Origin of the sequence: Mycobacterium sp. pV006 (assembly GCF_041287115.1) — a bacterium.
Lineage (GTDB): Bacteria > Actinomycetota > Actinomycetes > Mycobacteriales > Mycobacteriaceae > Mycobacterium.
In genome coordinates, this window is the sequence record NZ_JBGGKT010000002.1 from 440,998 (window position 1) to 462,986 (window position 21,989).

20 protein-coding genes are annotated in these 21,989 nt (G+C 70.7%); 12 read left to right on the forward strand and 8 right to left on the reverse strand.

Annotated elements, in window-relative coordinates; all coding sequences use genetic code 11:
* Position 1 precedes the first annotated feature (1 nt).
* Complete coding sequence (gene hrpA, locus ACAG25_RS05455; protein ID WP_370487275.1) at positions 2-3,946, forward strand: ATP-dependent RNA helicase HrpA; 3,945 nt, start codon at positions 2-4, stop codon at positions 3,944-3,946.
* Here hrpA and ACAG25_RS05460 read toward each other — a convergent pair.
* The gene (locus tag ACAG25_RS05460) at positions 3,943-5,106 is read right to left on the reverse strand and encodes a zinc-binding dehydrogenase (protein WP_370487276.1); all 1,164 of its coding nucleotides are present in this window, start codon (positions 5,104-5,106) and stop codon (positions 3,943-3,945) included. The two genes, hrpA and ACAG25_RS05460, sit on opposite strands and share 4 nt — an antisense overlap.
* 32 nt (positions 5,107-5,138) lie before the next feature.
* On the opposite strand from ACAG25_RS05460, the gene ACAG25_RS05465 reads away from it, so the two are divergent.
* Positions 5,139-5,930 (forward strand): glutaminyl-peptide cyclotransferase, encoded by a 792-nt coding sequence (locus ACAG25_RS05465; RefSeq protein WP_370487277.1) that lies wholly within the window; start codon positions 5,139-5,141, stop codon positions 5,928-5,930.
* Positions 5,927-7,081: an FAD-dependent oxidoreductase gene (locus ACAG25_RS05470; RefSeq protein ID WP_370487279.1), complete on the forward strand. Its 1,155-nt coding sequence runs from the start codon at positions 5,927-5,929 to the stop codon at positions 7,079-7,081. Before ACAG25_RS05465 ends, ACAG25_RS05470 begins: the two co-directional genes overlap by 4 nt.
* 15 nt (positions 7,082-7,096) lie before the next feature.
* Here ACAG25_RS05470 and lipE read toward each other — a convergent pair whose 3' ends face one another.
* The 3 genes from lipE to ACAG25_RS05485 form a co-directional block, all read right to left on the reverse strand.
* Positions 7,097-8,332, reverse strand: a complete 1,236-nt coding sequence (lipE, locus tag ACAG25_RS05475) for a lipase LipE (protein ID WP_370487413.1) — start codon at positions 8,330-8,332, stop codon at positions 7,097-7,099.
* Entirely contained in the window at positions 8,329-8,784 is a 456-nt protein-coding gene (locus ACAG25_RS05480) for a hypothetical protein (protein ID WP_370487280.1), read from the reverse strand. The genes lipE and ACAG25_RS05480 overlap by 4 nt, the downstream gene beginning before the upstream one ends.
* A 69-nt stretch (positions 8,785-8,853) precedes the next feature.
* Positions 8,854-9,267 (reverse strand): heme-binding protein, encoded by a 414-nt coding sequence (locus tag ACAG25_RS05485; RefSeq protein ID WP_370487281.1) that lies wholly within the window; start codon positions 9,265-9,267, stop codon positions 8,854-8,856.
* A gap of 420 nt (positions 9,268-9,687) precedes the next feature.
* On the opposite strand from ACAG25_RS05485, the gene ACAG25_RS05490 reads away from it, so the two are divergent.
* The 6 genes from ACAG25_RS05490 (at position 9,688) to ACAG25_RS05515 (ending at position 16,205) form a co-directional block, all read left to right on the forward strand.
* Complete coding sequence (locus ACAG25_RS05490) at positions 9,688-10,560, forward strand: rhomboid family intramembrane serine protease (RefSeq protein ID WP_370487282.1); 873 nt, start codon at positions 9,688-9,690, stop codon at positions 10,558-10,560.
* Positions 10,561-10,605: 45 nt separating this feature from the next.
* Positions 10,606-11,310 carry a beta-phosphoglucomutase family hydrolase gene (locus tag ACAG25_RS05495; protein WP_370487283.1) on the forward strand — a complete coding sequence of 235 codons (705 nt, stop codon included), beginning with the start codon at positions 10,606-10,608 and terminating at the stop codon, positions 11,308-11,310.
* Positions 11,310-13,682 (forward strand): glycoside hydrolase family 65 protein, encoded by a 2,373-nt coding sequence (locus tag ACAG25_RS05500; RefSeq protein ID WP_370487414.1) that lies wholly within the window; start codon positions 11,310-11,312, stop codon positions 13,680-13,682. The genes ACAG25_RS05495 and ACAG25_RS05500 overlap by 1 nt, the downstream gene beginning before the upstream one ends.
* A 5-nt stretch (positions 13,683-13,687) precedes the next feature.
* Positions 13,688-14,503 (forward strand): hypothetical protein, encoded by an 816-nt coding sequence (locus ACAG25_RS05505; RefSeq protein ID WP_370487284.1) that lies wholly within the window; start codon positions 13,688-13,690, stop codon positions 14,501-14,503.
* Positions 14,504-14,606: 103 nt separating this feature from the next.
* Positions 14,607-15,881: an MFS transporter gene (locus ACAG25_RS05510; protein ID WP_370487285.1), complete on the forward strand. Its 1,275-nt coding sequence runs from the start codon at positions 14,607-14,609 to the stop codon at positions 15,879-15,881.
* A gap of 45 nt (positions 15,882-15,926) precedes the next feature.
* Positions 15,927-16,205 (forward strand): hypothetical protein, encoded by a 279-nt coding sequence (locus ACAG25_RS05515; RefSeq protein ID WP_370487415.1) that lies wholly within the window; start codon positions 15,927-15,929, stop codon positions 16,203-16,205.
* Positions 16,206-16,259: 54 nt separating this feature from the next.
* Here the strand turns inward: ACAG25_RS05515 and ACAG25_RS05520 are convergent, their stop codons facing one another.
* Positions 16,260-16,598: an aminopeptidase gene (locus ACAG25_RS05520; protein ID WP_370487286.1), complete on the reverse strand. Its 339-nt coding sequence runs from the start codon at positions 16,596-16,598 to the stop codon at positions 16,260-16,262.
* Between the two features lie 104 nt (positions 16,599-16,702).
* Between ACAG25_RS05520 and ACAG25_RS05525 the strand changes: the two genes are divergently transcribed.
* Positions 16,703-17,605 carry a DMT family transporter gene (locus tag ACAG25_RS05525; protein WP_370487287.1) on the forward strand — a complete coding sequence of 301 codons (903 nt, stop codon included), beginning with the start codon at positions 16,703-16,705 and terminating at the stop codon, positions 17,603-17,605.
* On the opposite strand, the gene ACAG25_RS05530 is transcribed toward ACAG25_RS05525, so the two are convergent.
* Genes ACAG25_RS05530 through ACAG25_RS05540 form a run of 3 tightly spaced genes read right to left on the reverse strand, consistent with a single transcriptional unit; the run spans position 17,602 to position 19,483 of the window.
* Positions 17,602-18,024, reverse strand: a complete 423-nt coding sequence (locus ACAG25_RS05530) for a TIGR03668 family PPOX class F420-dependent oxidoreductase (RefSeq protein WP_370487288.1) — start codon at positions 18,022-18,024, stop codon at positions 17,602-17,604. The two genes, ACAG25_RS05525 and ACAG25_RS05530, sit on opposite strands and share 4 nt — an antisense overlap.
* A gap of 31 nt (positions 18,025-18,055) precedes the next feature.
* Positions 18,056-18,643, reverse strand: a complete 588-nt coding sequence (gene pyrE, locus ACAG25_RS05535; protein WP_370487289.1) for an orotate phosphoribosyltransferase — start codon at positions 18,641-18,643, stop codon at positions 18,056-18,058.
* Positions 18,644-18,676: 33 nt separating this feature from the next.
* Positions 18,677-19,483 carry a HugZ family protein gene (locus ACAG25_RS05540; protein WP_370487290.1) on the reverse strand — a complete coding sequence of 269 codons (807 nt, stop codon included), beginning with the start codon at positions 19,481-19,483 and terminating at the stop codon, positions 18,677-18,679.
* Between the two features lie 110 nt (positions 19,484-19,593).
* Between ACAG25_RS05540 and ACAG25_RS05545 the strand changes: the two genes are divergently transcribed.
* Complete coding sequence (locus tag ACAG25_RS05545; RefSeq protein WP_370487291.1) at positions 19,594-20,601, forward strand: hypothetical protein; 1,008 nt, start codon at positions 19,594-19,596, stop codon at positions 20,599-20,601.
* Positions 20,602-20,666: 65 nt separating this feature from the next.
* Positions 20,667-21,983, forward strand: a complete 1,317-nt coding sequence (locus ACAG25_RS05550; RefSeq protein ID WP_370487292.1) for a maltokinase — start codon at positions 20,667-20,669, stop codon at positions 21,981-21,983.
* Positions 21,984-21,989 lie beyond the last annotated feature (6 nt).

Genomic DNA, 21,989 nt, shown 5'->3' on the forward strand with positions numbered 1-21,989 from the left:
ATTGTCCGGACCGCCATCGTCCGGACCGGCGCGGGCCGAACTCCGGGCGCTGCGGGCGCGGCTGGACGGGCTGACGCTGCGTGACGCCGCGCGGCTGGGCCGCCGGCTGCGCCAGCTGCGCGACCCGACGACCGAACAGCTGGAGCGGATCGAGCGGCAGATCGCCACGGGGGAGGCGCTGGTCGCCACGCGCACCGCCGCCGTGCCCCCCATCAGCTATCCCGACCTGCCGGTCAGCGAGCACCGCGACGAGATCGCCGCCGCGATCGCCGCGAATCAGGTGGTGATCGTGGCCGGCGAGACCGGTTCGGGGAAGACGACCCAGCTGCCGAAGATCTGCCTCGAGCTCGGCCGCGGTATCCGCGGCACGATCGGACACACCCAGCCGCGCCGGCTGGCCGCCCGTACCGTGGCCCAGCGCATCGCCGACGAACTCGGCACCGAACTCGGCGGGGCGGTCGGGTACACCGTGCGGTTCACCGATCAGGCGAGCGACCGCACGCTGGTCAAGCTGATGACCGACGGCATCCTGCTGGCCGACATCCAACGCGACCGCCGGCTGCTGCGCTACGACACCCTGATCATCGACGAGGCCCACGAACGCAGCCTCAACATCGACTTCCTGCTCGGCTACCTACGCGAGCTGCTGCCGCGCCGGCCGGACCTGAAGGTGATCATCACCTCGGCGACCATCGAACCCGAACGCTTCGCGGCGCACTTCGCGGATGACGGTGTGCCCGCGCCGATCGTGACCGTCTCCGGCCGCACCTACCCGGTCGAGATCCGTTACCGGCCACTGGAAGTCGTCGTCGAAACCGAGGCGGGAGACGATCCCGACGATCCCGACCACGAGGTGGTGCGCACCGAACACCGCGACGAGACCGAGGCCATCGTCGACGCTGTCCGCGAATTGCAGGCCGAACCCGACGGCGATGTGCTGGTGTTCCTGTCCGGGGAGCGCGAGATCCGCGACACCGCCGAAGCGCTGCGCGGCGCGCTGGCCGACGTCCGACCACCCACCGAGGTGCTGCCCCTGTATGCCCGGTTGCCGACCGCCGAACAGCAGAAAGTCTTTGCCCCGCACCAGAACCGGCGCGTCGTGCTGGCCACCAACGTCGCCGAGACGTCGCTGACGGTGCCCGGCATCCGCTACGTCGTCGACCCCGGCACCGCGCGCATCTCGCGCTACAGCCGCCGGACCAAGGTGCAGCGGCTGCCGATCGAACCGATCTCGCAGGCCTCGGCCGCCCAGCGGACCGGCCGCGCGGGCCGCACCGCACCCGGGGTGTGCATCCGGCTGTACTCCGAGCAGGACTTCGAAACACGCCCGCGCTACACCGATCCGGAGATCCTGCGCACCAACCTGGCCGCGGTCATCCTGCAGATGGCCGCGCTCGGGTTCGGCGACATCGAGCGGTTCGGCTTCCTCGACCCGCCGGAGGCGCGCAGCATCCGCGACGGCATCGCGCTGCTGCAGGAACTCGGCGCCTTCGATACCGCCGGAGAGCTCACCGACGTCGGCCGTCGGCTCGCGCAGATCCCGGTGGACCCGCGCCTGGGCCGGATGCTGTTGGCGGCCGACGCCGAAGGCTGCGTGCGCGAAATGCTGGTGCTCACCGCCGCGCTGTCGATCCCGGACCCGCGGGAACGGCCCGCCGACCACGAAGAGGCCGCCCGCGCCAAGCACGCCCGCTTCACCGACCCGCAGTCGGACTTCCTGTCCTACCTCAACCTGTGGCGGTATCTGTCCGAGCAACGAAAAGAGCGCTCCGGCAACTCTTTCCGCCGCATGTGCCGCGAGGAGTTCCTGCACTACCTGCGCATCCGGGAGTGGCAGGACCTGGTCGGCCAACTGCGCGGCATCTGCCGCGACCTCGGCATCCGCGAATCCGACGAGCCGGCCGACCCGGGCCGCATCCACGCCGCGCTGGCCGCGGGACTGCTGTCGCACGTCGGGATGCGCGACGAGGACGGCCGCACCTACCAGGGCGCCCGGAACGCGAAGTTCGTGCTGGCGCCGGGTTCGGCGCTGGCCAAACGGCCTCCGCGGTGGGTGGTGGTCGCCGAGCTGGTGGAGACCAGCCGCCTCTACGGGCGCACCGCGGCTCGCATCGAACCCCACGTCGTGGAGCGGCTGGCCGGACATCTGGTGTCGCGCACCCACAGCGAGCCGCACTGGGACGCCGAGCGCGGCGCGGTGATGGCCTATGAGCGGGTGACGCTCTACGGCCTGACGCTGGTCGCGCGGCGCCGGGTGGGTTACGCCGACATCGACCCGGACGTCTCACGCGAGCTGTTCATCCGGCACGCGCTGGTCGAGCAGGACTGGCAGACCAGACACCACTTCTTCGCCGACAACGCGCGCCTGCGTGCCGAGCTGGCCGAGCTCGAGGAACGGGCCCGCCGGCGCGACCTCCTGGTCTCCGACGATGAGATCTTCGCGTTCTACGACGCTCGTATCCCGGCCGACGTGGTCTCGGGCCGGCACTTCGACGGGTGGTGGCGCAAAGCGCGCCACAAAACCCCGAAGCTGCTGACGATGACCCGGGATGACCTGCTACGCAGCGAATCCGGAGCCGAACAACCCGACGCGTGGGACGCCGGTGACGTCGCGCTGCCACTGTCGTACCGCTTCGATCCGGGCGCGGCCGACGACGGCGTGACGGTGCACGTGCCCGTCGACGTGCTGGCCCGCCTCGGCGGCGACCAGTTCGCCTGGCAGGTGCCCGCGCTGCGCGAGGAACTGCTGGTGGCGCTGATCAAATCGCTGCCCAAGGATCTGCGTCGCAACTTCGTGCCGGCCCCCGACACCGCCCGCGCGCTGTTGAGCTCGATCTCGCCCGACAGCGGACCGCTCCTGGACGCGGTGCAGCGGGAACTCAAGCGGCGCAGCGGGATCCTGGTGCCGATCGACGCGTTCGACCTGAGCAAGATCCCGCCGCACCTGCGGGTGACGTTCGCCGTGGAAAGCCCCGACGGCACCGTGGTGTCCCGCGGCAAGGACCTGTCGCAGCTGCAGGAGCAGCTGGCCGCACCGGCCCGCGCGGCCGTCGCGGCCACCGTCGCCGGGGACCTGGCCCGCCGCGGATTACGGTCCTGGCCCGACGATCTCGACGAACTACCCCGCGTCGTCGAACGCACGGGTTCCTCCGGGCACGCGGTGCGCGGTTACCCGGCCTTCGTCGACAACGGCAAGGGAGTCGACATCGAGGTGTTCGCCACCCCGGCCGAGCAGGAAGCCCGGATGGGGCCGGGCAGCCGGCGGCTGCTGCGGCTGGCCGGGCCCAACGTCACCAAGGCCGTGGAACGCAGTATCGACACCCGGACCCGGCTGGAGCTCGGCAACAACCCTGACGGCTCGCTGACCGCGCTGCTCGACGACTGCGCCGATGCCGCGACCGCGGTGCTGGTCCCCGCGCCGGTCTGGACCCGCGACGAATTCACCGCTGCCAGTAAACGATTGGCCGGGCAGCTGCAGGCCGTCACGACCGACGTCCTGCGCCGCGCCCACCGCGCGCTAAAAGCCTGGCGCGACGTCGAACTCGCGCTGCCGCAACGGCCCACGCCGCTGCAGGCCGCCGCCGTGACCGACATCCGCGCGCAGCTCACGCGCCTGCTGCCCACCGGGTTCGTCGCCGCCACCGGAGCCACCCGGCTCGGCGACCTGACGCGCTACCTCACCGCCATCGGTCGCCGCCTGGACCGGCTGCCGCAGGCGCCGGCTGCCGACGCGGACCGGATGGCGCAGGTGGCCGAGGTGCAGGACGCCTACGACGAGCTGCGGGCGGCGCTGTCCCCGGCGCGCGCCGCGGCCGCCGACGTCGCAGACATCGCCTGGCTGATCGAGGAGTTCCGCGTCAGCCTGTGGGCGCAACAGCTCGGCACCGCCCGGCCGGTCAGTGCGCAACGCATCTACCGCGCCATCGACGCGGTGCACAACGGCTAGGGGGCCGTCGCGGCGCTGCGCGGGTCGATGAGGATCTTGGCGTGGGTCTCCGGGTCGCGCAGCGCGTCGAACGCCGCGCTCACCCCCTCGAGCCCGACGGTGCCGCTCACCAGCGGCGACGCGTCGACCTTGCCGTCGGCGAGCAGGTACAGCGCGTCGCGGTACTCCAACGGGGTCTGCCCGAAGACGAACCGCAACTCGACCTCCTTGCCGATCGCCATCGCCGGCCGGATGCGGTCCTCGCCCATGCACACCCCGACCACCATGATCCGCGACGCCAGCGGTGCGGCCGCGATGACGCCGTCGATCATGCCGGGCACCCCGACGCACTCGAAGATCACCGGACGTTTCGGTGCGGTGCCGCCGAGGCGGTCGGCGACCCGGTAGACATGCGACCAGCCGGGGATCCTGCGCAACTTCTCCATCGACCCCACACCCAGCTCCATCAGCTTGGGCAGCTCCGTCAGGCCGCGCTGCTTGGGCGGCACCGCCTCATACGGCGAGTCGACGGCCGGGTCGACGACCACCTGGGCGCCGCAGCGGGTGGCCAGCGCGCGTCGCGCCGGGGAGAAGTCGCTGGCCACGATCGTGCGCACACCGCGTGCCTTCAGGAGGCAGATGATCGCCAAACCGACCGGGCCGCAACCGATCACGATCGCAACATCGCTCTTGGCGATGTCGCTGCGCCGGACCGCGTGTAGAGCCACCGACATCGGCTCGGTCAGCGCCGCGGTGGCCGGGTCCAGCCCGTTGGGCACGGCGAACGTCAGCGCCGCCTCGGTGATGACCTGTTCGGCGTAGGCGCCCGGCGTCAGCGGTGACAGTCCGATCAGGTGCACGCCACCACCGGCGCGGCGGATCGGGAACGACACCACCGTGGTGCCCTCGGCGAACTGCTTCGCGCCGACCTTGGGGCCGCGCTCACGGATCCGTCCACAGAACTCGTGACCCATCACCGTGGGGGTGTCCGCGCGCATGAAATCGCGGTAACCGCCCTCGGCCATGACCTCGGTGAGCTCGTCCGCGTGGTCCTTGGCGTGCAGGTCGGATCCGCAGATCCCGCACCGCAGCACGTCGAGGACCAACTGTCCTTCGGCGGGCCGCGGATCGGGCAGGTCGACCACCTGCAGGGCACCGTGGGAACAGCTGACTGCTTTCACCCGGCCATCGTCGCACGGTAGAAACGAACGGTATGACCCGCGACCGGACGAAGTGGCGCCTCTGGGCCGCGCTGCTGCCGCTGACCTGGCTGCTCGGCGCGGGGGTGCCGTTCGCGTACGCCGGTCCCGCCGCGCCGGTGATCCAGCCACAGGTGCTCGGCGAGCTCCGCCACGACCCGTCGGCGTTCACCCAGGGGTTCGAGATCGTCGACGGCGTCCTCTACGAAGGCACCGGCCTGGCCGGCGCCTCGCAGCTGCGCGAACTCGACCCCGCCGGCGGGGACCTGCGGCGCGCGGTCGACGTGCCCGGCGCGTACTTCGCCGAGGGGATCACCGTGGTCGGGGACCGGATCTGGCAGTTGACCTACCGCGACGGCGTCGCCGTCGAATGGGATCGCGGGGGCCTGACGCCCCTGCGCGAGGTGCCGATCGCGGGGGAGGGCTGGGGCCTCTGCTTCGACGGCACCCGCCTGGTGCGCAGCGACGGCAGTGCTCGGTTGCGCTTCCACGACGCGGCGAACTTCGCCGAGACCGGCGGGCTCGACATCACCCGCGACGGTCGCCCGGTCACCGGACTCAACGAACTCGAGTGCGTCGACGGGCACGTCTGGGCCAACGTCTGGCCCACCGACACCATCGTGCGCATCGACGTCGCCTCCGGGACCGTCGACCTGGTGGTCGACGCGGCCGGATTGCGCGAACGCGGCATCCCGGCCGACGCGCAGGTACTCAACGGGATCGCCCACGTCGAGGGCGACGAGTTCCTGCTGACCGGCAAGAACTGGCCGACGACGTTCCGGGTCCGGCTGGGCGAGCCCTCGTGACGCAGCCCCGCGTGCTGATCGCCGGGATGGGCGACACCGGGGTCCTGACCGCGATCGGGCTGGCGCGCCACGCCGACGTCGTCGGCGTCTCCGTCAAGCCCGCGCTGGTCAGCGGGCAGGAGCTCGGGTGGCGGCTGGCCCGTCCCGACGACTGGGCGCGCCACTACCGGATCGGCTACGGACGCTTCCGCGGCCTGGACCGGGTCCGCACGGTGCACGCCCGGTTGACCGGCCTGGACCCCGCAGAGCGCTGCGTCACCGTCGCCCTGCCCGACGGCTCGTCCACCGCGCTGGGCTACGACGCGCTGGTGATCGCCACCGGCGTACGCAACGGGTTCTGGCGGCAACCGACGTTGCAGACCGCCGCGCAGATCGACGAGGAGATCCGGCACGCACACCGCCGGGTCGCCGACGCCCAGTCGGTGATCGTCGTCGGCGGCGGCGCGGCCGCCGTCAGCAGCGCCGCCCAGATCGCACTCGCCTGGCCGGACAAGCGCGTCGATCTGTACTTCCCGGGGTCCCGCGCGCTGACCGGACACCACGCGCGCACCTGGAATGCGGTGCGGCGCAGACTGATCGACGCCGGTGTCGGCATCCATCCCGGTCACCGGGCGCAGCTGCCGCCCGGTTTCGCCGCCGACGAGCTGACCGGCGGGCCGGTGCACTGGAGCACGGGCCAGCCGCCGTCGTCGGCCGACGTGGTGCTGTGGACGATCGGCCGGGTGACACCGAACACCGCATGGCTGCCGGACGAGTACCTCGACCCCGACGGGTTCGTGCGCGTCACCGACACCCTGCAGGTGCCCGGCCACCCGGACATCTTCGCCGTCGGCGACGTCGCGGCCACCGACCCGTTGCGTAGCTCGGCGCGCAACCGCGCCGACGGCCTGGTGGTGCACAACGTGCGGGCGTTCTTAGGTGGGGCGTCGATGCGCCGCTACCGGCCGCCGGCGCGGCGCTGGGGTTCGGTCCTGGGCCTGCAGCCCGACGGGTTGGAGGTGTTCACACCGAACGGGCGCGCCGTCCGGGTGCCGGTGTGGGCGTTCGAACCGGTGCTGATGCGCGCGATCGTGCGCCGGGGCATCTACCGCGGGATCCGCGGCCGCGAGAGTGCCGTCAAGGTAGTGAACGGACCGGCGGAACTACGGTGAGTGCACTCCCGCCGATCAAGCGATCCGCGGGATCTCGGCGTTGATCCGGTCCAGCAGCGCGGGATAGCGGCCGGCTTCGGGGTGACGGCCCGGTTTGCCGCTGCTGACCACGGCCACCGACAGCGCGCGCGACGGGTCGGCCCACACCGCGATGTCGGTCAGGCCGGTGTGCCCGAACGCGGCCGCGTTGTCCCGGCCGAACGGTCCGAACCGCCGCGAGCCCAACATGTACCCCAGCCCCCAGCGCATCGGCATCAGCCCGGTCGCGATGTCGGGCCGCAGACGACGGCACTCGCGGGTCGCGGCGTGCAGAGTCTGTTCCGAGAGCACCCGGACCCCGTCGAGTTCGCCTCCCCGGCAGAGGATCTCGGCGAACCGGGACAGCTCGTCGGCGGTGGAGACGGTGTTCGACGACGGGATCACCCCGGTGAGGAACCGCGGCGTATTCGAGAACGGGATGATCTGGGTCATCGTGCCGCCGACAGCGGTCTTGAACGCCTTGGCGATCGGCGCCGGCAGCGGCTTGCCGGTGACGTGGCTGGGCGCCACCGCGGGCACATCCTCGGGCGCGACACCGAAGTTGGTCCACCGGAAGCCCAGCGGCGCCAGGATCTCGTCGTGCAGGATGTCGCGGATGTTGCGTCCTGTTGCCGCGGAGATGATCTCGCGCATCAGCGGGCCCCACGTCACGCCGTGGTACATGTGTACCAATCCGGGTGGGTACAGCGGTTTGAGCCGGCCGAGCAAGTCGCGCGCGTAGTCGCTGTCGTCCATGCGCTTGAGGTCCGGCCGCGGACCGGTGGCGAACGGCACACCGGCACTGTGGGTCAGCACGTGCCTGATGGTGGTGCGGTCCTTGCCGTGGCTGGTGTAGTTCGGCAGGTAGTCGCACACGCGGTCGTCGAGAGAGAAGTGTCCGCGTTCGACCAGCATGTGCGTGACCGTGGTGGTGACGGCCTTGGCGGCCGAGTACACGCAGAACGGGGTGTCGGTGCGCACCGGCACCTGCGGGGTGCCGGGCGGGTCGGCCGGACCGTTGCCCCAAGCGTGGCCGATGGCGCGGTTGAGGATCACCCGCCCGTCGCGGCGCAGACACACCTGGATCGCCGGATGCATCCCGGCCGCGTACCAGTGCCGCGCGGCGCGCCAGATCCGTTCGACGGCGTCGGGGGCGACGTCGCCGGGTTCCTCCGGCCCGATCACGGTGACCGCGTCGAGGTCGTGGGGAACGTCGATCCGGCCGTCGGTCAGCGCGGCCCTCCGTTGAACATGCCGCTGCCGATCACCTGGGTCAGTTGCCCGAGCAGTTCACCCGGGCCCGCCGGTGGTGGCGGTGGGGTGTTGGTCAGCTGCCAGGTCTGGCAGTCATTCGTCGAGAACGTGGTGTCGGTCGCCTCGACGTGCACGATGGCAGGCTTCTTGGTCAACGCGTTGTCGACGAGTTTCTCGCCGGAGGTGCGTTTCCAGTAGCAGGCGCCGTCGTCGATCGGTCCCGCGGACTGGTAGAAGCCGGGGACGATCTGGGTCCCGACGGCGTAGGTGCCGTCGCCCTCGATGACGGTCTTCGGCGCTTCGGCCGCTTCGGCGGGGGCCGGTGGTGCGGGCTCGGCGGAGGCGTCCGGTTGGGCCAGCGCCGACGGCGCCAGGGCGCACCAGCCCGCCAGGACCGCCGCGCTCGCCGCGGCCGCTCGTGTGAGCTTCATAGGAAGTCAGTCTAAGTGCTGCGGCGGCGGGTGGTCACCCGCCGCCGCAGCCATCAGATTCCGTCGAGGTCAGCCGGCCATGAAGGTGTCGTAGGCCGACTGCAACTCACCCGGCAGCACCGCGATGTTGCAGGCACGCTGGGTCTCGCCGAGCGGTGCCAGGATGCCGCGCAGGTCGTAGTACTGCGTCGGGTTGGCGTTGAAGTAGCCCCGCAGGTTCGCCTCGGCCTCCGGCCGCGGCTGGCTCATCGCCGCGGTGACGGCCTGGTTGGCACCGGGGTTGGCGTCGAGGTACTGCCGAGCCGCACCGGTGACGTTGCTGACCGTGTTGGAGACCGCGCTGGCGGTGCACTGCTGAGCCGGCTGCGCGAGCGCGGTCGGAGTCGCCAGGGTCGCGACGGCCAGACCGCCGAACAGACACGCCGCCCCGACGCCGGCAAGTGCGCGACGCGAAGTCGGCACGGTGAAACCATTGGAATTCATGTTGATTGGTCCTTCGAATTGTCGAGCATTGATTTACAGATCCCCGCCCGCGATCCAAAGTAGCCGTGTTTTCCGATGATCAAACGCCGCCGAATTGCGTTGTCACCGCGACTGCGTGGTGTTACAGGTCAGCGGCGTGACGTTCGCCTCAAAAAGGTCGGTTACCGTTCGCTGGAGGCGCAATCGGTCAAGCGCACCCTGAGATTTCTCAGAATGCGGCCGGACCCCTTAAATGATCGTGATCTGTGCTGTTTCCGAATCGTTATCGACGATCTTGAATGGCGGACGTGGAGGGCGCCGCAAGTCGCCCGCTAGCGTGGAGCAGGTGAAGCGCGTTCTGCTGATACCGGGCCTCGAGGTGGGTTCGCTGACCACCGCCCCCGCGGCCACGGTGGCGTTCTCCGAGTCCTTCGGGCCGCTGTGAGCTACCCCTACCAGTCGGGCGGGCAACCGCCCGCCCCGACGTGCTACCGCCATCCCGACCGTGCCACCTGGGTCCAGTGCACCCGGTGCGGGAGGTTCATCTGCCCGGAGTGCATGCGCAGCGCCGCGGTCGGGCACCAGTGCGTCGACTGCGTCGGCGCCGCCGCACGCACCGCGCCGGTGGTACGCACCCCGCTGGGTGGTCGCCGCCCCGAGTCGGGTGCACCGGTGCTGACCTACGCGCTGATCGCGATCAACGTCGTCATGTTCATCCTGCAGTCGACGTCCGCGACGCTGGAGCGGGACCTGGTGCTGTGGACGCCGGCGATCGCCGACGGCGACTTCTACCGGCTGCTGACCGCGGCGTTCCTGCACTACGGCATGGTCCACCTGCTGTTCAACATGTTCGCGCTCTACATCGTGGGTCCGCCGCTGGAGATGGCGTTGGGGCGCCTGCGCTTCGGCGCGCTGTACCTGCTCAGCGCGCTCGGCGGCTCCGTGCTGGTCTACCTGCTGTCATCGATGAACGCCGCGACCGCGGGTGCCTCCGGCGCGATCTTCGGCTTGTTCGGTGCGACGTTCGTGGTGGGCCGCCGGCTGAACATGGACGTCCGCGGCGTGGTCGCGATCATCGTGCTCAACCTGGTCATCACCTTCGTCATCCCGCTGGTGAGCTCGCAGAACATCAGCTGGCAGGGTCACCTCGGCGGCTTGGTCACCGGCGCCGCCGTGGCCGCCGCGTATGCCTACGCGCCGACCCGTGGGCGCAACGCCGTGCAGGCCGCGGCCACCGCCGCCGTCGTCGTGGCGTTCGCCGCGGCGATCATCTGGCGTACCGCCGAGGTGCGGGCACTGTTCGGTCTCGGTTGACCGCAGGCCGGGTCAAGATCGGCGCGAGCGGGTAAGAAGAGGGGGATGCTGGGCTTACCCGATCGGATCCGCGCGTGCCTCTTCGATCTCGACGGTGTGCTCACCGACACGGCCAGCGTGCACCGGCGCGCCTGGAAAGCGATGTTCGACGAGTTCCTGCGCGAGCACACCGGACCGGACTTCACGCCGTTCGACGCGGGCGCCGACTACGAGCACTACGTCGACGGCAAACCGCGCCTCGACGGCATCAGGTCCTTTCTGGCCAGCCGGGACATCTCGGTCGACGAGAAGACCGTCGTCACCCTCGGTGACCGTAAGAACGAACTGTTCGGCCAGGTCCTGCGTGACCATGGCGTGACCGTGTTCGACGGTTCACGCCGCTACCTGCAGGCCGCCCTGGAGTCCGGGCTGCGCCGCGCGGTGGTGTCCTCGAGCGCGAACACCGAAGCGGTACTCGCCCTGACCGGCCTGGACACCTACATCGAACACCGCGTCGACGGGGTCACGCTGCGCGAGGAGAACATCGCGGGCAAGCCCGCACCGGACTCGTTCCTGCGGGCCGCCGAGCTGCTCGGCGTCACCCCGGAGGAGTCGGCGGTGTTCGAGGACGCGATCGCCGGCGTCGCCGCCGGACGGGCCGGCGGGTTCGGCATCGTGGTGGGCGTCGACCGCGGCGGTCAGGCCCAGGCCCTGCGCGAGAACGGAGCCGACATCATCGTCACCGATCTGGGAGAGCTGCTCACACCATGATGATCAAGGACGCCGCATTCCCGGTCGAACCGTGGCAGGTGCGCGAGACCGAACTGCACCACGATCTGCTGCCGCAGACCGAGTCGCTGTTCGCACTGTCCAACGGCCACATCGGGTTACGCGGCAACCTCGACGAGGGCGAACCGTACGGCCTGCCCGGCACCTACCTGAACGCGTTCTTCGAGATCCGTCCGCTGCCCTACGCCGAAGCCGGCTTCGGCTACCCCGAGGAGGGTCAGTCGATCGTCAACGTCACCAACGGCAAGATCATCCGGCTGCTGGTCGACGACGAGCCGTTCGACACCCGCTACGGCGAACTGCTGGCCCACGAACGCATCCTGGACATGCGCGCCGGGGTGCTGCACCGCACCGCGGAGTGGAAATCCCCGGCGGGCAAACGCATCCGGCTGAACTCGGTGCGGATGGTGTCGCTGGAACAGCGGGGCCTGGCCGCCATCGAGTACGTGGTCGAGGCAGTCGGCGACCCGGTGCGGGTCACGCTGCAGTCCGAACTGGTCGCCAACGAGGACCAGCCCTCGCCGTCGGACGACCCGCGGGTGGCGGCGGTGCTGAAGAATCCCCTGGAGCCCGTGCAGCACGAGGTCAGCGAGCGCGGCGCCATGCTGGTGCACCGGACCCGGTCCTCGGGGTTGATGATGGCCGCGGCGATGGACCACCACGTGATCGACGCCCCGGGCCGCCTCGAGGTCAGCGGGGATGCGGGTGAGGACTGGGCCCGGACCACCGTGGTGTGCGGGCTCCAACCCGGGGAGCGGCTGCGGGTGGTCAAGTACATCACCTACGGATGGTCGAGTCTGCGGTCGCGCCCGGCGTTGCGCGACCAGGTCGCGGCGGCCATCGCCAGTGCGCGCTACACCGGTTGGGAGGGGCTGCTCGCCGAGCAGCGCAGGTACCTCGACGACTTCTGGGACTGTGCCGACGTGGAAGTCGAGGGTGACGACGACTGCCAGCAGGCCGTGCGGTTCGCGCTCTTTCACGTGCTGCAGGCCAGCGCGCGCGCCGAAGGTCGTGCCATCGGCGGGAAGGGCCTGACCGGCACGGGGTACGACGGGCACGCGTTCTGGGACATGGAGGGGTTCGTGCTGCCCGTCCTGACCTACACCGCCCCGTACGCGGCCGCCGACGCACTGCGGTGGCGCGCGTCCACCGTCGAGCTCGCCCGTGTGCGCGCCGACGAACTCGACCTGAAGGGGGCCTGCTTTCCTTGGCGCACCATCCGCGGTGAGGAGTGCTCGGCCTACTGGCCGGCCGGCACCGCGGGCTTCCACATCAACGCCGACATCGCGATGGCGTTCGAGCGCTACCGGATCGTCACCGGCGACGATTCCCTGGAAAAGGAGTGCGGTCTGGCGGTGTTCGTCGACACCGCCCGGATGTGGAAATCGCTCGGCCACTACGACCGGCACGGCCTGTGGCGCATCGACGGCGTGACCGGGCCCGACGAATACACCGCGGTCGTCCGCGACAACGTGTTCACCAACCTGATGGCGGCGGCCAACCTGCGCGCGGCCGCCGAGGCGTGCCGACGCCGGCCGGATGCCGCCGACGAGCTGGATGTCGACGACGACGAGATCGCCTCGTGGTGCGCGGCCGCCGACGCGGTGCACATCCCCTACGACGAGGAACTGGGCGTGCATCCGCAGAACGACGGTTTCACCACCCTGCGGGAGTGGGACTTCACCGCCAACACCGAATATCCGCTGCTGCTGCACGAACCGTACGTGCGGCTCTACCCGGCGCAGGTGATCAAGCAGGCCGACCTGGTGCTGGCGATGCAGTGGCAGAGCCACGCGTTCACCGCCGAACAGAAGGCCCGCAACGTCGACTACTACGAGCGGCGTACCACCCGCGACTCGTCGCTGTCGGCGTGCACCCAGGCCGTGATGTGCGCCGACGTCGGGCACCTCGAACTCGCCCACGACTACGCCTACGAGGCCGCGATGATCGATCTGCGCAATCTGCACCGCAACACCTCCGACGGACTGCACCTGGCCTCGCTGGCCGGCGCGTGGACGGCGCTGGTGGCGGGGTTCGGCGGGCTCCGCGACGACGACCAGATCCTCGCCCTGGACCCGCACCTGCCCTCGGGCATCACCCGGATGCGGTTCCGGTTGCGCTGGAGGCAGTTTCGAATCACCGTGGAAGCCGATCACGAATGTGTCACCTACACGCTGCGCGACGGCCCACACTCGCGGTTGGAGATCCGTCACGCCGGGCGACCACTGGAACTCAGCACCGATCGGGAAGTCCGGGTGCCGGTGCGGCCGCGGGTCCCGCTGCTGCCCACTCCGCAACAGCCCCCGGGCCGTGAACCCTTCCGCCGCCACCGCTACCGCCGCGACAACCCCTGAAGATCGTGGCCGCCGGCGACGTCACCGAGACGGCACTCGACGAGCTCTACACCGCTCGGCCCGAGGACTTCACGACTGTGCGCACCCGGTTGGCCAAGGAAGCCAAGCGTCGCGGCGACACCGACGGCGCCGCACGGATCTCCGGTTGTCGCAAGCCCACGGTCGCGGCGTGGGTGGTCAACACCCTCGCTCTGCAGACCGCCGCCCGCGCCGACCTCGCCGATCTGGGCGCGCGTCTGCGCGACGCCCACGCCGCGATGGACGGCACCGAGATCCGCGCGCTGACCGCCGAGCAACGCAAGCTGATCGAGCACCTGAGCCGGGAAGCGCTGCGGCTGGCCGCGGTCGATGCGCCGACCGCGGCGCTACGCGACGACGTAACGGGGACACTGCAGGCGGCCGTGGCCGACCCCGAGGTGGCCGCGCGGCTCGGCCGCCTGACCAAGGCCGAACAGTGGTCCGGTTTCGGTGAGTTCGGCGCGGTGACAACGGTTTCCGGTACCCGTAAGGCCAAACCGCCGCCCCGGGAGCCCGTCCCGCCCAGCGGTCGCAAGGGTCCGGATCAGCAACAGCGTCGGCGCGCACACGCCGAGCTGCTGGCTGCCCGACGCGCCAAGTCCGACGCTGAAGCCGCGCTGAGCGAATTGCAGGCCGACCTGTCGACCGCCCGGCTGCGCCACCAGGATGCGCAGCGCCGGCTCGAGGACGCCGAAGCTGCGTTGACCGCCGCGCAGGACGCCTACGACGCCGGCAAGCGGGTCGTCCGGGAGGCCGCCGAGGCGGTCGCCGACGCCGACGCGAAGTACCGCCGCACCGAGTAGTCGATCCATGCCGGCACCCGCCGCGATATGTTGCCCTCGCACGTCTCACCCCGAGCCGTGTTAAGCGAAATGATCAGCGCCCCGCTTAGATTCGGGAGGTGTCATGGCATCCGACATCCGCAAGGTGATCACCGGAGCATCCATCGGCAACGCGGTCGAGTGGTTCGACTTCGCGATCTACGGCTTTCTCGCCACATTCATCGCCGCACAGTTCTTCCCCGCCGGCAACGAGACCGCGGCGCTGCTGAACACCTTCGCGATCTTCGCCGCCGCATTCTTCATGCGACCACTCGGCGGGTTCTTCTTCGGCCCGCTCGGAGACCGCATCGGCCGACAACGGGTGCTCGCCATCGTGATCCTGCTGATGTCGGCGGCCACCCTCGGTATCGGACTGCTCCCGACCTACGAGGCCATCGGATTGGCCGCGCCGCTACTGCTGCTGGTCCTGCGCTGCCTGCAGGGCTTTTCCGCCGGCGGAGAGTACGGCGGTGGCGCGGTCTATCTCGCGGAGTTCGCCAGCGACCGCAACCGCGGCGTCACCGTCACCTTCATGGCGTGGTCGGGGGTGGTCGGCTTCCTCGCCGGCTCGATCACGGTGACCCTGCTGCAGGCCCTGCTGCCCGCGGCGGCGATGGAGAGCTACGGGTGGCGGATTCCATTCCTGATCGCCGGTCCGTTGGGCCTGGTCGGGCTCTACATCCGCCTGCGCCTCGGTGACACCCCGCAGTTCGCCGAACTCGACAAGGCCGACAAGACCTCCGATTCACCGCTGCGCGAGGCGGTCTCGACGTCCCGGCGGCAGATCCTGCAGGTGATGGGTCTGTTCATCGTGTTCAACATCGGCTACTACATCGTGTTCACGTTCCTGCCAACGTATTTCATCAACACCCTGGAGTTCTCCAGGACCGCCTCGTTCGTGTCGATGACGCTGGCGTGCGTGGTGGCGCTGGTGTTGATCCTGCCGCTGGCCATGCTCTCGGACCGGATCGGTCGCCGACCGTTGCTGATCGCCGGCTCGGTGTCCTTCGCGGTGCTGGCCTACCCGCTGTTCCTGCTGCTGAACTCCGGCTCGCTGGTGGCCGCGATCGTCGCGCACTGCGCGTTGGCGGCCATCGAGTCGATCTACATCTCCACGGCGGTGTCGGCCGGTGTGGAGCTGTTCGCCACGCGGGTGCGGTTCAGCGGGTTCTCCGTCGGCTACAACCTGTGCGTCGCCGTCTTCGGCGGCACCACGCCCTATGTCGTGACCTGGCTGACCGCCACCACCGGCAACCCGATCGCACCGGCGTTCTACCTGATCGTCGCCGCGGTGATCTCGCTGGCCACGGTGCTGACGCTGAGGGAATCGGCCGGCCGGACGCTGGCGCAGGTCCAGTGAGACCCGGTTAGGGTGGGCACAGGCATCCACGAAGAGGAGGTGCACATGAAGTTCCAGGTGCTGCCTTACATCACCGTCGAGGTCGACGACCGGGTCCGGCGCAGGCTGCGCGCCGCCGGCGAGCGGCTGCGCGTCAGCGTCCGGGCCTACCTGCTCAGCGCCGCCGACGACGTCGACACCGCCGGGGACCGGGTCCGCGACATGTGCGACCGGGCCGTGCACCGGGTCGACTCCGTGGTCGCGTCGGTCAACGAGCGCATCGCGCCCGAGCCGCCGCCCGGGCCGACACTGCGGGTCGTGAACGACGACCGCGAGGCCGTCTGAGCTCAGGTCACTACGCGACTCCAGCCCGTCAGGTCGCTACGCGACTTCGGCCCGTCAGGTCGCTACGCGACCGCTGCCGCGGCCCACGAAGAACGACGCCCCCACCAACACCACGCCGACGACGGCGACCGGGATGGCCCACGACCGGCGCGACGACACCGCCGACTCGCACTCCACGGCATAGTCCTGATGCGGAACGATCTCGTTGAGGATCGGCAGGTTGGCCGGATTCTGGTTGTCGACCTGACGGGCCTCCGACAGGTCGGCAGAGATGCCGTTGCCGCAGCCGATCTTCGACTCGGGCCCGGACACCGACACCGGGACCAACAACGCGATGACACCCACCAGCAAAGCGGCCACACCCGCAAACAAGATCAGCTGTCGCAGTTTCATGTCCCGGGTAATAGCCCGGTCGGGCACAACCGAAACAAGATCGATCATCGAAGCCGTGCCGGGCGGGTTGGGCGCGAGGGCGCCGGATGTGTTGTCCTAGTGGGGTGATCGACCATGGAGTGACGGTGCTGCTGGCGCTTCTTGCTGCGGTGTTCCTCGCCGTGGGGATCGTGGTGCGTCAGCGCGCCACCCTCGACGTGCCCGCCGAACACGGCATCAGCACAGTGATGTTCGCGACACTGATCCGTCGCCCGCTGTGGTGGGCCGGCACCGCCGCCGCGCTCGCCGGGTTCGGCTTCCAGGCGCTCGCGCTGGTCGAGGGCTCGTTGCTGCTGGTGCAACCGATCCTGGTCTCGGCGCTGCTGTTCGCACTGCCGCTGTCGGCGCGCTGGGCCGGCCGCCGGGTCACCGGCGCCGAATGGGGCTGGGCGGTGCTGCTGACCGTCGCGCTGGCGGTGTTCGTGGTCCTGGCCAAGGCCAACCCCGGGGACTACGAGGCGTCGCTGTCGTCGTCGGCCCTGGTCGCTGTGGTGTGCACCGCGGCGGTACTCGCCTGCGTGCTGGTCGCGACGCGATCGGTGGGCTGGCGTCGCGCGGTGCTGCTGGCCGTCGCGGTCGGCGTGCTGTTCGGGGTGGTCGCGGTGCTGACGAAACTGGTCATGCACCTGCTCACCCACGAGGGCGTCGGCGCGGCGCTGTCCACACCGGTGCTGTACCTGCTGGTGGTCCTCGGCGTGGTCGCGGTGCTTCTGCAGCAGTCGGCGTTCCACGCCGGGTCACTGCAGACCTCGGTGCCCACCATGCTCGTGCTCGAACCGATGATCGCGGTGCTGCTCGGCGCCGTGGTGCTCGGCGAGAACCTCGACGTCGGACGCTGGGATGCGTTGGCGCTGGCGGTCTCCACCGCGGCGATGGTGGCCGGGACCATCGCGCTGGGTCGCGACGAGGGCGCCTACGAGGAAGCGCTGGCCCATCCGGAGGCCGAGACGGTCTCCCGCGTGGACTAGCCGCCCGCCCACGACGCCCAGCCGGTGACGCGGACGGCGATCACCGGCCCGTCCAGACCCACCCGGCCGTACTGGTCGTACTTGGCGCGCAGCGCCGCCCGCCCCGTCTCGGCGACCGGACCGTTCTCGTGGATCTCGGCGATCCCGTCGGCGCGCACCCACCACAGCCGCGACCAGTCGTCGGCGTAGTGCGACACCAGCAAGCTCACCACCGGCTGGTGCTCGATGTTGGCCAGCCGCTGCAGCCGCCGCCCGGATTTCGGTTTGCCGTCCACCGCCGTGTACACCGTCGGACCGTCGTCCTCGACGAGCGCGAACACCACCGGCACCACGTGCGGGGCGCCGTCGGACCGCACGGTGGCCAGCGTCGCCTCCGGTGCGGCGCCGAAATCGGAAAGCGGTGACCTGCGCTGGGGCACGGCACCCAGCGTAGGTGCCGGCCCTGCCGACTCAGACGTCCTGGACCGGCTCGATGCCGAGGTCGCGGTAGGTCACCAGCGCGTGGAACGGCACCCCGTGGCCGGCGAAGCGCCGCGCGGCCACGTCCCCGCGATCGACCATCGGGATGACGCCGGTGACCACGGCGCCCACCGCGCGGACCCGCTCCAGCGCGATCTCGGTGGACCCTCCGGTGCTGATCACGTCGTCGACCAGCAACACCCGATCCCCGGCAGCCAGGCGGGTGCCCTCGATCCACTGCTCGCGGCCGCGGCTCTTCTGCTCTTTGCGGACCGAGAACCACGCCTTGCCGGTCACCATCGCCACACCGTGGGCCAGCGGGTCCGCACCCATGGTCAGCCCGCCGACCGCGTCGAACTCCACGCCGTGGGCGGCGGCCAGGTCCGCGACTGCGCGGCTCACCACGGTCAGCCGTTCACCGGTGTCCACGGCGTACTTTCCGTCGATGTAGTCGTGGCTGAGCTGACCGCTGGCCAACCGGAAGGGCTCCTCGCGACGCTCGTAGCCGCGCGTGCGGATCAGGTCGAACGCGGCCTGCCAGGTCGGCGGTCGCTGCGGGGTCGCGTTCTGCTCGGGCATGTCGACAGATGGTAGAGGACGCCCGCAGCGGCCTCAGTTCCCGCGTGCCCGCCGCGTCAATTCCACGGCAGCCGAACGCATCTCACCGACCGAACCGATCGGTTGCGGGTAGCCGATCCGCGTGTAGGCCACCCCGCGTTCGGTGGTCAGCCGCAGGTCGAGCCCGTAGCGGTCGGCGCCGGTGCACGTCGCCTCGGTGGCATCGGGGTAGCCCCCGAGGGTGCGGGCCATCGCCAGCAGGGAGTCGGCGTGGTCGGCGTTGAGATGGTTGATCGCGCCGCCGGCGTGCGGAGTGACCGGGTCGGGTTCGGCCCCGGCGTACTCGGCGCCGCTGGTGGAGTCCATCCGGCCGTAGCCGCCGACCCAGCGCACCCGCTGCACCCGCAGCACCCACAGGGAGAAATCGCTGTAGTCGATGTAGTACTTCGCGGCGGCCACCGCGGCGAGGTGGGCCTCGCGGGCAGCGGCGAATTCGGCGCCCTCGGGACGCTCGACGTGGCCGGCCAGCGTGATGCGTGCGTTGGCCAGCGGATCGCCCTCGGCGGCGGGGGCGACGACGGCCAGGCTGGCGCGCGGGTCGCCGGCGAGGTTGCGGCCGTGCTCGGCCAGGTTGGACACGCACAGCACCGGCGCCCCGCCGAGCAGTCCGTAGGTCACGAAGGACGCCCACGGGTCGCCCTCGGAGGTCAGGCTCGCCAGCGTCGCGGTGTTGGTGGACGCGGCGATGGTGCGGGCCTCCTCGGCCGCCGTCGGGCGTGCGGCGCTCGCCGCGCTGGTCAGTGGCGGCGGCACGCTCGGGGCGTCGCCGGGGTCTCCATGGTCACGGCCACCGGTGGTCACGTCCGCACGATAGCGCGCTCGTCGATCAGGCGGGGTATCCGTGTCGCTGTGCGAGAATGGCAGGCACGTGGCGGCTGTCGGGGGAGACTCGAGGAAAATCTGGGAGCAGCATGGCGGAGATCGCGTTACGCGCATTAGCCGCTGCCGGCGTGCTCTCGATCGGTGTGCTCGCCGCGGCCCCGCCCGTGCTCGCGCAACCGTCGGACACCGACGGGTCCACCCAGACCAACGACGCTCCCGATGACGGTGCTTCCGACACCGGCGACACCTCGATCGGCGACGCGGGTGACCCGCCGAAGACCACGGCACCCGAACCGGAGATCACCGTCGACGACGAGGACGACGAACCCCTGGTGTCCGGCGGCAGCGGCACCCGCGACGCACCGCCACCGGATGCGATCGCCCCGCCCCCGCCCGCCAAGAAGGCCGAGTTCGAGAACTCGCTGAAAGTGCCGTTCTTCCGGTTGCCCGCCGCCGACGAGATCCCGGCCGGCACCTGGCCCAGCATCTCGTCGTTCTACACCACCGTCGACATCCCGCTGCCGACCCTCGGCGAGTTCTTCGCGGCGCTGCGGCTGGTGCCGAACCCCACCCCACCGCCGCCGGGCCCGCGGATGGGCATCATGCAGGAAGAACCGGTGCTCGATGCGGGCACCGGTATCCCGGGTGGCGCCGTCGCCGGCGCGGACGGCACCACCGCCGGCAGCGGGTCGACCGTGTTCCGGGCGCCCCTGGTGGTCTCGGTGCCGCGGGCGATGACGAGTGCGGGACCCGGTGCGCCACGGGCCCGGACCGTCGGACCCGGCCGCGCCGGTGACCAGCCGACCACCGCCCCGGGTGTGGCCGGGGTCCGCACGCCGCCGATCCGGGGCTCGATCGCACCCACGCCCGGGACGGCGGTGCCGGCCGCGCCGACCGCCGCGTCCGGTCAGCTGGCGCGTCCGGCGGGGTACCCGCGGGTGCTGACGGGTCCCACGCTCGCCGAGATCGCCGCGGTCGCGCTGCCCGGTCTGGCCGGTCTGATGCTGGTGACGTTCGGCGGCGGCGTGATCGGTTATCGGCAGGCCAACAGCCTGCGTTTCGTCCGGACCGCCGGCGCCGAACGGTTTCTGCCCTAACCGCCACAGGTGGTTGGGCGGCTGTCGTCCTGGGTAGGTTTCACACCAGCTATGGAGGACAGCACATGACACTGCCCTACGCCGACTGGCTGCAGCGGCAGCGTTGGTATGCCGGCCGCACTCGTGAGCTCACCGCGGTGCAGCCGGCGGCGGTGACCCCGCTGCCCGACTCCGGCCTGGATCTGGAACACGCGCTGCTCGACGTGTCCTACACCGACGGGTCCACCGACCGCTATCAGGCGTTGATCGGTTGGGGCGGTTCGGTGGTCGAGAGCGCGATCGCCACCATCGGCCGCGCACCGCGGGGCGACGGACAACAGACCGCCTACGACGCGCTCTACGATCCTGCGGCGGCCCGGCGCCTGCTGACGTTGATCGATCGTTCGGCCACCGTGGGTGCCCTGCGATTCGTCCGGGAACCAGGGGCCGATCTGCCGTTGGACGCGCCCCCACGGGTCTCGGGTGCCGAGCAGAGCAACACCAGCGTGATCTTCGGTGACCGCGCGATGCTCAAGGTGTTCCGCCGCGTCACCGCCGGCGTCAATCCCGACATCGAGCTGAACCGGGTGCTGGCCCGCGCCGGCAACCCGCACGTGGCCCGTCTGCTGGGTTCGTTCGAAACCCATTGGGCCGAGGCGGATTCCGATATGTGCGCGCTGGGGATGGTGGCCGAGTTCGCCGCGGGCAGTGTCGAGGGCTGGGATATGGCGACGGCCGCCACCGCCGCCGGAAGCGGCCCCGACGAGGACTTCGCCCGCGAATCCCACCGGCTGGGCGAGGCCGTCGCCTCGGTGCACGCGACGTTGGCCGAGCACCTCGGCACCGCCGTCGAACCGTTCCCCGTCGACGCCATGCTCGAACGGTTGCACGCCGCGGTGACGGCCGCGCCGGCGCTGCGGGAGTTCGCCGGCACGATCGAGGAGCGCTTCGGCCGGTTGGCCGGACATCCGACCACGGTGCACCGCGTCCACGGCGATCTGCACCTCGGGCAGGTGCTGCGCACCCCCGAGCGCTGGCTGCTGATCGACTTCGAGGGCGAACCGGGCCAACCGCTCGAGGAGCGGCGGCGACCGGACTCGCCCCTGCGCGACGTGGCCGGGATGCTGCGGTCGTTCGAATACGCCGCACATCAACGATCGGTCGACAGCCCCGGGGGCCAGGACGGCGAGGCGGCGGGGAACGCCCGAGAGTGGGTGGCGCGCAACAGCTCCGCGTTCTGCACGGGCTATGCCGCGGTGGCCGGCGCCGATCCGCGCGCACAGGCCGACATCCTGGCGGCCTACGAGTTGGACAAGGCGGTGTACGAGGCGGCCTACGAGGCGCGGTTCCGGCCGTCCTGGCTGCCGATCCCGATGCGTTCGATCGCACGCATCCTCGGCTGACGCCCC

Bases quoted from the DNA above. Each gene is read 5' to 3' on its own strand.
- ACAG25_RS05500 (WP_370487414.1), top strand. From the start codon at position 11,310: ATGATCAAGGACGCCGCATTCCCGGTCGAACCGTGGCAGGTGCGCGAG.
- ACAG25_RS05485 (WP_370487281.1), bottom strand. From the start codon at position 9,267: ATGAATTCCAATGGTTTCACCGTGCCGACTTCGCGTCGCGCACTTGCC.
- ACAG25_RS05520 (WP_370487286.1), bottom strand. From the start codon at position 16,598: ATGAAACTGCGACAGCTGATCTTGTTTGCGGGTGTGGCCGCTTTGCTG.
- ACAG25_RS05515 (WP_370487415.1), top strand. From the start codon at position 15,927: ATGAAGTTCCAGGTGCTGCCTTACATCACCGTCGAGGTCGACGACCGG.
- pyrE (WP_370487289.1), bottom strand. From the start codon at position 18,643: ATGCCCGAGCAGAACGCGACCCCGCAGCGACCGCCGACCTGGCAGGCC.
- ACAG25_RS05550 (WP_370487292.1), top strand. From the start codon at position 20,667: ATGACACTGCCCTACGCCGACTGGCTGCAGCGGCAGCGTTGGTATGCC.
- ACAG25_RS05545 (WP_370487291.1), top strand. From the start codon at position 19,594: ATGGCGGAGATCGCGTTACGCGCATTAGCCGCTGCCGGCGTGCTCTCG.
- ACAG25_RS05495 (WP_370487283.1), top strand. From the start codon at position 10,606: ATGCTGGGCTTACCCGATCGGATCCGCGCGTGCCTCTTCGATCTCGAC.
- ACAG25_RS05480 (WP_370487280.1), bottom strand. From the start codon at position 8,784: ATGAAGCTCACACGAGCGGCCGCGGCGAGCGCGGCGGTCCTGGCGGGC.
- ACAG25_RS05465 (WP_370487277.1), top strand. From the start codon at position 5,139: ATGACCCGCGACCGGACGAAGTGGCGCCTCTGGGCCGCGCTGCTGCCG.
- ACAG25_RS05510 (WP_370487285.1), top strand. From the start codon at position 14,607: ATGGCATCCGACATCCGCAAGGTGATCACCGGAGCATCCATCGGCAAC.